Origin of the sequence: Rhodococcus sp. 2G (genome assembly GCF_001886355.1) — a bacterium.
GTDB lineage: Bacteria > Actinomycetota > Actinomycetes > Mycobacteriales > Mycobacteriaceae > Rhodococcus > Rhodococcus pyridinivorans.
In genome coordinates this window covers 149,782-162,098 of the sequence record NZ_CP018063.1, presented here as the reverse complement: position 1 = coordinate 162,098, position 12,317 = coordinate 149,782, and the positions used below count along the sequence as shown (strand labels likewise).

Annotated in this window: 12 protein-coding genes and 1 pseudogene; 10 read left to right on the top strand and 3 right to left on the bottom strand. The window is 69.3% G+C overall.

Translation table 11 applies throughout. From position 1 onward, the window contains the following. Positions 1-45: 45 nt before the first annotated feature. From BO226_RS00830 to BO226_RS00820, 3 genes are read right to left on the bottom strand one after another with little or no spacing between them, the layout of a single operon-like run. On the bottom strand, positions 46-726 hold the full coding sequence (locus BO226_RS00830; RefSeq protein WP_064852736.1) for a DUF2332 family protein: 681 nt from the start codon (positions 724-726) through the stop codon (positions 46-48). A gap of 6 nt (positions 727-732) precedes the next feature. Beyond that, positions 733-942 carry a hypothetical protein gene (locus BO226_RS00825; RefSeq protein WP_060652022.1) on the bottom strand — a complete coding sequence of 70 codons (210 nt, stop codon included), beginning with the start codon at positions 940-942 and terminating at the stop codon, positions 733-735. Between the two features lie 12 nt (positions 943-954). Next, positions 955-1,845: an SPFH domain-containing protein gene (locus tag BO226_RS00820; protein WP_071934425.1), complete on the bottom strand. Its 891-nt coding sequence runs from the start codon at positions 1,843-1,845 to the stop codon at positions 955-957. A 131-nt stretch (positions 1,846-1,976) separates the two neighbouring features. Between BO226_RS00820 and BO226_RS00815 the strand changes: the two genes are divergently transcribed. From BO226_RS00815 to BO226_RS00770, 10 genes and pseudogenes are all read left to right on the top strand, one after another. Next, positions 1,977-3,107 carry an NAD(P)-binding domain-containing protein gene (locus BO226_RS00815; protein ID WP_071934424.1) on the top strand — a complete coding sequence of 377 codons (1,131 nt, stop codon included), beginning with the start codon at positions 1,977-1,979 and terminating at the stop codon, positions 3,105-3,107. Continuing rightward, a complete protein-coding gene (locus BO226_RS00810; RefSeq protein ID WP_071934423.1) occupies positions 3,104-4,177 on the top strand; it encodes a S1C family serine protease in 1,074 nt (357 codons plus the stop codon). Before BO226_RS00815 ends, BO226_RS00810 begins: the two co-directional genes overlap by 4 nt. Positions 4,178-4,294: 117 nt before the next feature. Continuing rightward, positions 4,295-5,167: pseudogene (locus BO226_RS27850) on the top strand (MFS transporter); the annotation flags it as partial. 540 nt (positions 5,168-5,707) lie between these two features. Continuing rightward, positions 5,708-7,345: an ABC-F family ATP-binding cassette domain-containing protein gene (locus tag BO226_RS00800; protein WP_071934422.1), complete on the top strand. Its 1,638-nt coding sequence runs from the start codon at positions 5,708-5,710 to the stop codon at positions 7,343-7,345. Beyond that, positions 7,346-7,723, top strand: a complete 378-nt coding sequence (locus BO226_RS00795) for an RNA-binding S4 domain-containing protein (protein WP_006551630.1) — start codon at positions 7,346-7,348, stop codon at positions 7,721-7,723. A gap of 69 nt (positions 7,724-7,792) precedes the next feature. Then, a complete protein-coding gene (locus tag BO226_RS00790; protein WP_033096769.1) occupies positions 7,793-8,065 on the top strand; it encodes a helix-turn-helix transcriptional regulator in 273 nt (90 codons plus the stop codon). A gap of 1 nt (position 8,066) precedes the next feature. Next, a complete protein-coding gene (locus BO226_RS00785; protein ID WP_006551632.1) occupies positions 8,067-8,603 on the top strand; it encodes a hypothetical protein in 537 nt (178 codons plus the stop codon). Beyond that, on the top strand, positions 8,600-9,496 hold the full coding sequence (locus BO226_RS00780) for an ABC transporter ATP-binding protein (RefSeq protein ID WP_024103108.1): 897 nt from the start codon (positions 8,600-8,602) through the stop codon (positions 9,494-9,496). Before BO226_RS00785 ends, BO226_RS00780 begins: the two co-directional genes overlap by 4 nt. Continuing rightward, a complete protein-coding gene (locus BO226_RS00775; protein ID WP_071934421.1) occupies positions 9,493-10,686 on the top strand; it encodes an ABC transporter permease in 1,194 nt (397 codons plus the stop codon). Before BO226_RS00780 ends, BO226_RS00775 begins: the two co-directional genes overlap by 4 nt. A gap of 118 nt (positions 10,687-10,804) precedes the next feature. After that, positions 10,805-12,310, top strand: a complete 1,506-nt coding sequence (locus BO226_RS00770; RefSeq protein ID WP_071934420.1) for a carboxyl transferase domain-containing protein — start codon at positions 10,805-10,807, stop codon at positions 12,308-12,310. Positions 12,311-12,317: the final 7 nt, after the last annotated feature.

Sequence of the window (12,317 nt, the reverse complement as noted above, 5' to 3'; positions counted from 1 at the left end):
CGCCGAACGGCGTTCGCGGCATACGAATCGGCGGCACCACAAGAATCAGGGGAACCAATCGAGCATCCGTCCCCGCGACCAGCAGCGGCCGACTGCATCCACGTGCTGCTCGGATCCGCGGTATACGGCCACGCCCACGATGCTGTGGCCGGAGGCCGGACGGTCACCGAGCGTCGGGACCGACGGTGCGGCGCCGACCCCCTCGGCCGACACCCACGCGACCGTCCGTCCCGCGGCCGCCTCGCGAAGACTGTCGACGAACGACGGGCGCCGCGGAATTGCCAGGCGCGACAACGCCCAGGTCGTCGTCACGACGGGCAGAGCACCCTCGGGTACCGCCGCGATCCCCTCGGGCAGCAGTTCCACGACGTCGCCGCAGAACCGGACGGGCGGATCCTCGGCGAGCAGGGCGTCCTCGACGTCGGGCCGGCGCCGCGTCACGGCGACGCGCGCGACCACCGGAGGCATCGCCCGGTCGGGAACCGTCCCGCCGTGGACGATCGAACAGCTCTCCTGCACAGGAGAATCCGGGTCACCCAGGAACACCCCGTCGCTGTAGGTGATGCCCACGCGGTCGACGCACAGGTTCAGCGCCGCGGGGCGCCCCACGTCGATCAGGCCGATCGCGGTCGCCCCCGCGCGGTGGGCCGCTTCGGCGATCGCCGGGTGGAGCACTGCGTAGCGTCCCGCCTCGTCGACGGCGGCCCTCCTCGGAGGATCTGCCATGTCAGCTCACTCCTCGTCGTCGGCATCGGCGCGCGGACGACCGGGCCCGCGTATGCGCCCCACCTCGCGCGGCATCCGGCCGGCCTCGGTGAGGGCCCGCCGGAGCAGGAACTCGATCTGGGCGTTGGTGCTGCGCAACTCGTCGGCAGCCCACCGCGCGAGCGCGTCGTGGACTGCCGGGTCGAGGCGCAGCAGCACCTTCTTACGTTCGGCCATGCCGCATGATCCCTACTGGTACAGCGATCCCGTGTTGAGGACGGGCTGAGCACTCTGGTCTCCACACAACACGACGAGGAGATTCGAGACCATCGCGGCCTTGCGTTCCTCGTCGAGTTCGACGGTGTGTTCGGCCTCGAGGCGGGCCAGAGCGGTGCCGACCATCGAGACGGCACCTTTGACGATCTGTTCGCGGGCGGCGATGACAGCGCCGGCCTGCTGACGTCGCAGCATCGCCTGGGCGATCTCGGGTGCGTAGGCGAGCTGGTTGATGCGGGTCTCGATGACGCGGATACCGGCGGACTGCACGCGGTCGTGGACCTCGGCCGAGAGCTTGGTGGTGATCTCGTCGGCATTCTGACGCAGCGACATCACTTCCGGCGCAGCGTCGTATGGGTACGAACCGGCGATGTGGCGGACCGCGGCCTCGGTTTGCACGGCGACGAACTCCTCGAAGTCGTCGACGTCGAAGACGGCGCGCGCGGTGTCCTCGACCTGCCACACGATGACCGCCGAGATCTCGATGGGGTTGCCGTCGGCGTCGTTGACCTTGGCTCTGCCCGTCTCGTGGTTGCGGATGCGGGTGGAGATCTTGCGGCGGGTGTTGAGCGGGTTCATCCAGCGCAGACCGGGTTCGCGCAGGGTGCCGGTGTACGAGCTGCCGAGGAGTTGGAGGACACGGGCCTCGTTCGGTTCGACGAGGACGAGTCCGGCGAGCGGCACGAGGGCGAGCACCACGATGACGGCGCCGGTGACGATCAGCGGAACGGTGACATCCACTGCTCCCCAGCCGATCAGACCGGCGCCGACGGCGATTGCGACCAGAGCGGCGATCAGTACCGACCAGCCGTTGGACGAGGCACCCGGCCGCTCGACGGTCACGGGCGACTGCACGACATCCATGTTCCTACCTCCCAGGATCAAAGCGATATTAAAGTGATATCACATCTCTACGGCTGCGGACAGCGTTCCTTCCGCGCACCGGCCGCGATCGCGGCATGATGAAGGACAACGATCCGAGAGGGAGGCTCGCGATGCTCGCCGACGAGGCACTCGATGCGGCCGAGGTACAGACCGTCGATGCGGCGCCGGTCGACATCGTCGTGATCGGCGCCGGGCAGGCCGGCCTGTCGACCGCCTACTTCCTCACCCGCTTCGGAGTCGCACCCGAAACAGGATTCGTCGTCCTCGACCGCTCGTTCGGCCCCGGCGGGGCATGGCAGGACCGCTGGCCATCACTGACACTGAGCACCGTCAACGGCGTCCACGACCTGCCCGGCCTCGCGTTCGCGGACGTCGTCGACACCTCCGCGGGCGAGGTTCCGGCAGCCTCTGCGGTACCGCAGTACTACGCCGCCTACGAGAAGGAGTTCGACCTTCCCGTCCACCGCCCCACCACCGTGCGGGTCGTGTGCGACCGCGGCGAGCGACTGCGGGTCGAGACCGAGTCGGCCGTCTACGCGGCACGCGGCATCATCAACGCGACCGGCACCTGGGAGCGCCCCTTCGTCCCCTGGTATCCCGGCGCCGCGCGGTTCACCGGACGGCAGCTGCACACCAAGGACTACCGAACGGCCGAGGAGTTCACCGGGCAGCACGTGCTCGTCGTCGGTGGCGGCATCTCCGCGGTCCAGCTCCTCGACGAGATCTCCCGCGTCACGGAGACCACCTGGGTGACGCGACGCGAACCTGCTTGGAGCGAGGAACCTTTCACGGCCGAGCGCGGTCACGCCGCCGTCGCTCTCGTGGAGGATCGGGTACGACGCGGACTGCCACCCGGATCGGTCGTCTCCGTCACCGCGCTCCCGCTCACCCCGGCGCTTCGGGCCGCGCGCGAACGCGGCGCGCTGGAGCGGTCCCCGATGTTCTCCGAGATCACCGAGACCGGCGTCCGCTGGAGCGACGGCCGGACACTCGACGTCGATGTCATCCTGTGGTGCACCGGATTCCGGAGTTCCCTCGACCATCTCGCACCGCTGTCGTTGCGCAACGCCGGTGGCGGCATCACGATGGACGGCCGGCTCGCGACCCGCGTCGCGAAGGATCCGCGCATCCATCTCGTCGGCTACGGCCCGTCGGCGTCCACGATCGGAGCGAACCGCGCCGGTCGCGCCGCGGCCCGGGAACTGGTCGACCATCTCACCGGCGAGGTGCCGCAGCAGTGAGCGGGCGGGGCGGATCGGTGCTGCTGGTCGCGCTCGCGACCACCGCCAGTCTCGTCGCATCGGCACCGGCCCTGGTCGACGTCGCGCTCCCTCCCCCACCGCCGGCGCCGGTCGCTCCTCCCCCGACACCGCTGACCGCCGACGAACTCACCGCGCGCACCCTGCCGGTCGTCGTGACGATCGACGCGAGTGCGGGATGGACGGGCATGACGGGCACCGGGATCGTGATCACCCCCGACGGCACGGTCGTCACGAACCATCATGTGGTGAGCGGAGCCACCGATATCAGCGCGGTGAGTGGCGCGGACGGTCTGATCTACGACGCGGAGGTCCTCGGCTACGACCGCGAGCGCGATCTCGCCGTCCTGCGGCTCGGCACCGCGAGCGATCTTCCGGCCGCCGCGATCGCCGAGGACCTGCCGCCGGTGGGCAGCCGGGTCACGGCCTTCGGCAATTCCCAGGGCGGTGGGGTCGTCGTGGCGACCCCCGGCACCATCGTCGAGTTCGACCGCAATGTGGTGGTGCGCGACGCCACGGACGGTTCACGTCACCGCCTCACCGGGATGATCCGCACCGATGCCCCGATCCGGCCGGGTGATTCCGGCGGGCCGCTCGTCGACGAGTACGGAACGGTCGTGGGGATCAACACCGCGGGTGCGGTGCAGCGGAACGTCGACACCTCGCCCGATACGACCCCCGAGGCGTACGCCGTGCCCATCACCGAGGCGATCACCGTCGTCGAGCAGGTGCGGACGGGAGTGAGCGAAGGGTCGGTGCACGTGGGCCCGACGCCCCGGCTGGGCGCGAACGTCACCACCGCCCGCAAGGACGGGCAGGATCTCGGGGCCGAGGTGCTGTGGGTGTCCTACGACAGTCCCGCCTATCACGCCGGTCTCGACGCCGGCGACGTCGTGGTGTCGTTCGACGGGGAGCGCGTCTCGTCGACCGGAGAACTCGAGGAACGTCTGCTCCGTCACCGTCCCGGCGACGTCGTGTCGATCGAGTGGACCACCGAGAACGACGAAAGACGTTCCGCAGACATCGTTCTCGAAGTCGGACCCGCACGCTGACGGCGACGCTCACGGAAAAATCGGTTGATCGGTCACCCGGGGGGCGAAGACACTTGACCTCGAGTCGCCTCGAGGTCGCAAGATCTCATCGGACCGTCCGACGACCGGGGGAACGCGATGAGCAACCACACCGCATCACCGACGCACCGGCGTCCGCGCCTGGCGCGCGGACCCGTGCGGCCGTTCGCTCATCCGCAGTACCGCCTGCTGATCCTGGCGCTCGCCGCGGGACTGCTGTCCGTGGGCACCTGGCTCATCGCGGTGGTGTGGCAGGTCGTCGAGATGGGTGGCGGTCCGGCCGAACTGTCCTCGGTCGCAGTGGGGCCTGCCGTGGGCATGCTCCTCGTCGCACTTCTCGGGGGTGTGCTCGCCGATCGGATCCCGCAGCGCACCCTGCTCCTCGCGACGTACATCGTCCGGGCGGTGCTGGTCGCGGTGACGGCTGCGCTCGCCGTGAACGGATCGATCGCCTTCTGGCATCTCACCGTCGTGGGTTTCGCACTCGGGCTCGCCAACGGTGTCCAGTTCCCGGCCTATTCGGCACTGTTGCCGTCCATCGTCCCGCCGCAGGACCTGCTCGCCGCCAACGGTGTCGAGGGTGTGCTCCGGCCGACGCTCGTGCAGGCGGCCGGTCCGGCGGCGGCGAGCGCCGTCGTCGCGGCCTCGTCCCCCGCCGTCGCCATGTGCACCGTCGCGCTCCTCGAGGTGGTCGGGGCATTGTGCATCCTCGCGATGCACCCGACCGTGGTCCGCTGCGACGACACGCGGACCGGAGGGTCGAGCGGATTCCGTTCCGTGCTCGACGATCTCGCGGAGGGTGTGCGGTTCACCGTGCGCACGCGGTGGTTGCTCGGAACGCTCCTGTTCGGGTCCGTCGCGGTCTTCTGCGTGCTGGGACCGATCGAGGTGCTGATCCCGTTCGCGATCCGCGAGGCGACCGGGGGCGGGCCGTTGCAGCACGCGATGGTGATGGCCGGTTTCGGTGTCGGTGGGGCAGTCGGGTCGATGCTCGTGGCGTCGCTGCGGCTGCCGAGGCGCTATCTCACCGTCCCGCTTCTGATGTGGGGGGCTGGGCTGCGTCCCCCTCGCCGTCATCGGGGTCTCCGGGTCGGTACCGATCATGATCGCCGCGGTGTTCGTCGTCGGCGCGCTGTTCAACGCCGGATCCGTCGTGTGGGGAACGCTGCTGCAACGGCGGGTGCCCGCGCACCTGCTCGGTCGGGTCTCGAGTCTCGACTTCTTCGTCTCGATCGTGTTCATGCCGCTGTCCATGGCCGTGGCCGGGCCGCTGGCCCTCACGGTCGGGCTCGCGCCGACCTTCGCGATCGCCGGGTTGGTGCCGGCCGTCGCCGCGGTGATCGTGATCGTCGCGGCCCGGACGCGGCGCGACGAGATCGACAATCCACTCGACGCCGTCCCGGTGGGCGACGATGGGATCGTGCCCGCGGAGTGCGGTGGCTGAGGGGCCGCTCGTGGCCGGTACCGACCCGCGCCGGACCTCGGATTCGTCGCACCCGGGATACTCGGAGCGTGAGCGCAACACTTCGTATCGACGGCCTGTCGGCCTCTCGCGGGGAACGTGTCCTGTTCGACGGACTCGATCTCACCGTCGCACCCGGCGATGTGATCGGCCTGGTGGGGGCGAACGGCGCCGGGAAATCGACGCTGCTCACGACCCTCGCGGGGGTCGGTGACGCCGATGTCACCGGCTCGGTGGTCCTCAGCCCGCCCGACGCCACGATCGGCTATCTCGCGCAGGAACCCGAACGGGTGCCGGGCGAGACTATCCTCGGCTTCCTCTCCCGGCGCACCGGTGTCACCGAGGCCGAACGCGTCATGAACGCCGCCGCCGAGCGACTCGGCGACTCCGACGAGGACGAGTACACCCCGGCGCTCGAACGGTGGCTGGCGCTCGGCGGGGCCGACCTCGCCGAGCGCGCCGAGAAGGTGATCGACGACCTCGGCCTGGAAGCGGGCCTCGACGCTCCGATGACGGCGCTCTCCGGTGGCCAGGCCGCCCGCGCCGGGCTGGCGGCACTGCTGCTGTCGCGCTACGACGTGCTGCTGCTCGACGAACCGACGAACGACCTGGATCTGCCCGGGCTCGAACGACTCGAACGCTTCGTGGACGAGACACGCACGGCATTGGTGGTCGTCAGCCACGACCGCGAATTCCTCGCGCGCACAGTGACGGGCATCGTCGAACTCGATCCCGTGCAGCAGCAGATCTCGGTCTACGAGGGCGGGTACGAGGCGTATCTCGTCGAGCGCGAGGTGGCGCGCCGACACGCGCGCGAACAGTACGAGGAGTTCGCCGACACCAAGTCGCAGCTCGAGGAACGCGCCCGGATGCAACGCAACTGGCTCGAACACGGCGTCCGCAACGCGCGCCGCAAGTCCAAGGACAACGACAAGATCGGACGCAAGCACCGCGCGGAGGCCACCGAGAAGCAGGCGGCGAAGGCGCGTCAGACGCAGCGGCGCATCGAGCGGCTCGACGTCGTCGAGGAGCCGCGCAAGGAATGGGAACTGCGCATGTGCATCGCCGCCGCCCCGCGCAGCGGCACGGTGGTCGCGACCCTCGGCGAGGCCGTCGTCCAGCGGGGCGACTTCGTCCTCGGGCCGATCACCACGCAGGTCGAGTGGGGCGACCGCATCGTCGTCACCGGCCCGAACGGCGCCGGGAAGTCTACGCTGCTCCGGTTGCTGCTCGGCACGATCGAACCGGATACCGGTCGCGCGTCGCTGGGGTCGGGTGTTCTCGTCGGCGAGATCGATCAGGCCCGCAGCCTGTTCGAGGGGGACGAACCGCTGGTCGAGGCGTTCGGGCGCAACGTGCCCGACTGGCCGGACGCCGACGTGCGGACACTGCTGGCGAAGTTCGCCCTCAAAGGGCACCACGTCCTGCGGACGGCGTCGTCGCTGTCGCCGGGCGAACGCACCCGCGCGGGACTCGCACTGCTGCAGGCACGCGGCGTCAATCTGCTGGTGCTCGACGAACCCACCAACCACCTGGATCTGCCGGCGATCGAGCAACTCGAGCAGGCCGTCGACAGTTTCGAGGGAACCCTACTGCTGATCACGCACGATCGCCGCATGCTGGAGACCACACGGACGACACGTCGGTGGATGCTCGACGACGGGAAGCTGAGCGAGGAGTTGATGTAGATGGGTGGAAGCGTGCGCGTGGACAGCTGGACGTGGTCGGTCCGGCTGTTCAAGACCCGGTCCGCCGCGGCGAGCGCGTGCCGCGCCGGGCACGTCCGCGTCGACGGTGTGACGGCCAAGCCGTCGACGCCGGTGACGATCGGAGCCGAGGTCCGCGTACGCGCGCACGGAACGGAGAAGATCGTCGAGGTCACCCAGCTCGTGAACAAGCGCGTGGGTGCACCGATCGCCGCGACCGCCTACATCGATCACAGTCCCCCGCCTCCACCGAAGGAGATCCTCGCGGCGCTCCCCCGCCGCGACCGCGGGGCGGGCCGTCCGACGAAGAAGGAACGTCGCGAACTCGACCGTCTCCGCGGTTTCGCCGACGACGACTGACAACACTACGACATATCGATCCATCCTCACCCATTGACAAAGCGTTGGGTTTTCACAACACTTTGTTCCATGAGTCCGGTACGTCGTGGGGAAGCTCTCCCCATCTACAACCGCATCCGCGTCCTGCGCGCGGAGCGTGGCATGAGCCGCGCACAACTGGCCGCGCTCATCGATGTGAACCCGCAGACCGTCGGAGCACTCGAACGCGGCGACCACTATCCGAGCCTCGATCTCGCCTTCCGCATCTGCGATGTCTTCGGACTACCGGTCGAAGCCGTCTTCTCCCGTACCGAGTTCACGCCGTTGTCGACCGAGCTGTACAAGCCCCGGAAGGAGGCCTGAGATGACCACAGAATCCCTGCTCGATCGCTACGAGGAGTACCGCACCCGCAGGTTCCTGAAGAACGAGGAGATCACCGGGGGGTGGATGCCGAACTGGCGTACCCGCCGTCGCCGCCGCATCCTCGCCGTCGCCGTCATGGTGCTGATCGCGCTGATGTTCGTCGCGTCGATCGCGTCGTACTTCACGATGGCGGCGGCGATCGCCTGGCTGCCGGTGACGCTGGTGTTCCTGCCCACTTGGACGTGTCTGCAGATCGTGTCGGGAAGGCAGTCCGATGCACCCCGTCGCGCCCTCGATGAACGCGAGATCGCCGAGCGCAACAGCGCCCGCTCGATCGGCCTGTCCGTGGCGCAGGGCCTGCTGATGATCCCGATCTTCGCGTTGCTGTGGAGCCCGGCGATCGACTCGATCGACCATCGGGCACTCGCCTATTCCGCAGGCGGATTCGCTCTCGCCTCGATCCTGTTCAGCGGTTGCCTGCCCGCTGTTCTGCTCGCCTGGACCCGCCCCGACGACGATCCGGAGGACCTGCTGTGACACTGACGATCGACAATCTCTCGAAGCGCTACGGCGACACGGTCGCTCTCGACGGCGTGAGTTTCGAAGTCCGCCCCGGCGAATTGTTCGGTTTCGTCGGCAGCAACGGCGCCGGCAAGACCACCACCATGCGGATCACCCTCGGCGTCCTGGCCGCCGACTCCGGCGAGGTCCGCATCGACGGGAAGCCGGTCGACCTCGAGATGCGCCGCAACATCGGGTACATGCCCGAGGAACGCGGCCTGTATCCGAAGATGAAGGTCGGCAAGCAACTGTCCTATCTCGCTCGGCTGCACGGCCTTTCGAAGTCGGAGGCGTCGGAGGCGGTGCAACGGTGGACCGAACGGCTCGGCATCGCCGAACGTCTCGGCGACACCGTCGACGCCCTGTCGCTCGGCAACCAGCAGCGCGTGCAGCTCGCCGCGGCTCTCGTGCACGACCCGAAGGTCCTCGTCCTCGACGAGCCGTTCTCCGGCCTCGACCCGGTAGCCGTCGACGTCATGAGCGACGTCCTGCTCGAGAAGGCGAAAGATGGCGTGCCGGTGGTGTTCTCGAGCCACCAGCTCGACCTCGTCCAGCGCCTGTGCGACCGCGTGGGCATCATCGGCGCAGGTCGGATGCGCGCCGTGGGCACCGTCGACGACCTGCGGTCCAAGGGCGACGCGCTCCTCGTCGTCCACGCGCCGCAGGCACCCCGAGGCTGGGCGCACGGTCTGCCGGGCGTCACGCACGCCGAGTACGAGGACGAGGACGAGCGCACCGTGCTCACCGTCACCCCCGGCGCCGACGACCAGCTGATCCTCAAGGCGGCCCTGGCCACCGGCCCGGTCCACGAGTTCTCGCTCCGACGCCCATCCCTGACCGAGCTGTTCCGAGAGGTGGTTTCCGCATGAGCGCCCCGTTGAGCAACGCCCGCGCGGTCGGTCTCGTCGCGTCGCGCGAGTTCGTCACGCAGGTTCAGAAGAAGAGCTTCCTGATCAGCAACGCGATCATCCTCGTCGCGATCGTCGTCGGTATCGTCGCCACCTCGATCCTGTCCGGCGGCGGCGACGACCGGCCCACCGTCGGAGTCGTGGGGGCGCCCGCGCTGCAGACGACGATCGAGTCGCTCGGCGAGACCGTCGGCACTCCGCTCGAGGTCTCCGACGTTCCCGACGCCGCCACCGCCCGCGAGCAGGTGTCCTCCGGCGATCTCGACGTCGCGCTCGTTCCCGGCGACGGCGCATCCGTCACAGCGATCACCGAATCGGAGCTCGACACCGACGTCCGCGCGGTCGTCGAGGCCGCTGTCGTGCAGCAGGCCCAGGTCGCCGCGCTGACCGACCGCGGCGTCGATCCCGCCGCGGTCGCGGCCGACGTCTCGGCGGCGACCGTGACCGTCGACGCCCTCGACCCGCCGGACCCCGAACAGGGACAACGCATCATCCTCTCGATCATCGCGGTGATCCTGCTGTACATGCAGATCCTGATGTTCGGCATGTACGTCGCGATGGGTGTCGTCGAGGAGAAGTCCTCGCGTGTCGTCGAACTGCTGCTGTCCACGCTGCGTCCGCTGCAACTGCTGTGGGGCAAGATCCTCGGCATCGGCGCGGTCGGGCTCCTGCAACTCACCGCCTACGGCGCGGTCGGTGTCGGCACGGCGCTCGCCACCGACACCCTCACGATCACCGGCACCGCCCTCGGCGTGCTCGCCGGCACCCTCGGCTGGTTCGTCCTCGGCTTCGCGTTCTTCGCCGTCCTCTACGCGGCGGCGGGGTCGATGGTGTCGCGGCAGGAGGACGTCAATTCCACCTCGGGTCCGCTGGTGATGCTGATTCTCGCGATGTTCTTCGCGGCGTTCTCGTCGGTCGACGACCCCGAGGCCGGATGGAGCACCACGCTGAGCTGGATCCCGCCGTTCTCCGTGATCCTCATGCCGCTGCGCATCGCGGCGGGCGTGGCCACGCCGGTGCAGATCGTCGGCACCATCGTGCTGATGGTCGCCGCGATCGCGGTGCTCAGTGTGATCGCCGCGCGCATCTACCAGCGGTCGATCCTGCGCATCGGCCGGACGGTCACGTGGAAGGAAGCGCTCGGCCGATAGCCGATCCCACAACGAGGGGGAGGACATATGCGGTGTGTCGCAAGAACACGCACATGTCCTCCCCCTCGTTCGCGCCGGTATAGGTTGACCGCGACGGACGAGGACAGGTGGAGGCGACGTGGCCGGTAGCAGGATCTCGGCGCAGGAGTTCATCGACAAGGTGCTCGACCCGGGAAGCTTCGTCTCCTGGGACGTTCCGCCGATCGATGTCGGGGCGGGCGAGAAGTACCTCGCCGATCTGGACAGGGCCGCCGAGAAGTCCGGGGTCGACGAATCCGTGCTCACCGGTTCGGGCACCGTCCACGGCCGCCGGGTCGCTCTGATCGTGTGCGAATTCTCCTTCCTCGCAGGCTCGATCGGTGTCGCCGCCGCCGAACGCATCGTCACCGCCGTCGAACGCGCGACCGCCGAGGGACTGCCCCTGCTCGCGTCGCCCACCTCGGGTGGCACCCGCATGCAGGAGGGCACCCTCGCCTTCGTGCAGATGGTGAAGATCGCCGCCGCCGTCGCTGCGCACAAGGCCGCACATCTCGGTTATCTCGTGTACCTGCGCAATCCGACGACGGGCGGGGTGTTCGCGTCGTGGGGGTCGCTCGGGCACGTCACTGCCGCCGAACCGGGCGCGCTCGTCGGGTTCCTCGGTCCGCGCGTCTACAAGGCGCTCTACCAGGAGAACTTCCCCGAGGACGTCCAGACCGCGGAGAACCTGTACCGCAAGGGCGTGATCGACGGGGTCGTGCCCCTCGGCGGTGTGCGTCAGGTCGTGCACCGGCTGCTGCGCGTACTCGTCGAGGGCAACCGGCCCGAGGTGACGTCGAGTCCGGCGATCACCACCGTCGACGACGTGCCCGACATCCCGGCCTGGCATTCGGTGATGCTCAGCCGACGGACCGAACGGCCCGGTATCCGGCAGTTGCTGCGTCACGCCGCCTCCGCGCAGGTCCCCCTGTCCGGGACCGGTGAGGGCGAATCCGATCGCACCGTCCTGCTCTCCCTCGCCCGATTCCGCGGCGTGTCGTGCGTGATGTTCGGCCAGGACCGCGCGGGACAGTCACCCGAACGCACGATGGGGCCGGGAGCACTGCGCGAGGCCCGCCGCGCGATGCGTCTCGCCGACGAACTGCGCCTGCCGCTCGTGCTCGTCATCGACACCCTCGGCGCGTCGCTGTCGAAGGAGGCAGAGGAACGCGGACTCGCACCCGAGATCGCCCGCTGCCTCGCCGATCTCGTCACTCTGCCCACCCCGACGGTGTCGGTGCTGCTCGGTCAGGGAACCGGAGGCGGCGCGCTCGCCCTGCTGCCCGCCGACCGCGTGTTGTGCGCGCAGCACGGCTGGCTCGCCCCGCTCCCGCCCGAAGGCGCGAGTGCGATCGTGCACCGCGACACCACCCACGCACCGGCCATGGCGCAGGATCAGGGGATCCGCTCCCGCGACCTGCTGCGCAACGGCGTCGTCGACGCGATCGTCCCCGAGCATCCCGATGCCACCGAGGAACCCGTCTCGTTCGTCAAGCGGGTCGGTGCTGCGGTCGCCCGCGAACTCGCGATCCTCACCGACGAGCCCGCGGAGGACCGCTACCGGCGACGGATCGAGCGGTACCGCAAGCTCGGCGTGCACTCCTGACCCGGCG

Bases quoted from the DNA above. Each gene is read 5' to 3' on its own strand.
- BO226_RS00830 (WP_064852736.1), bottom strand. From the start codon at position 726: ATGGCAGATCCTCCGAGGAGGGCCGCCGTCGACGAGGCGGGACGCTAC.
- BO226_RS00825 (WP_060652022.1), bottom strand. From the start codon at position 942: ATGGCCGAACGTAAGAAGGTGCTGCTGCGCCTCGACCCGGCAGTCCAC.
- BO226_RS00820 (WP_071934425.1), bottom strand. From the start codon at position 1,845: ATGGATGTCGTGCAGTCGCCCGTGACCGTCGAGCGGCCGGGTGCCTCG.
- BO226_RS00815 (WP_071934424.1), top strand. From the start codon at position 1,977: ATGCTCGCCGACGAGGCACTCGATGCGGCCGAGGTACAGACCGTCGAT.
- BO226_RS00795 (WP_006551630.1), top strand. From the start codon at position 7,346: ATGGGTGGAAGCGTGCGCGTGGACAGCTGGACGTGGTCGGTCCGGCTG.
- BO226_RS00790 (WP_033096769.1), top strand. From the start codon at position 7,793: ATGAGTCCGGTACGTCGTGGGGAAGCTCTCCCCATCTACAACCGCATC.
- BO226_RS00785 (WP_006551632.1), top strand. From the start codon at position 8,067: ATGACCACAGAATCCCTGCTCGATCGCTACGAGGAGTACCGCACCCGC.
- BO226_RS00775 (WP_071934421.1), top strand. From the start codon at position 9,493: ATGAGCGCCCCGTTGAGCAACGCCCGCGCGGTCGGTCTCGTCGCGTCG.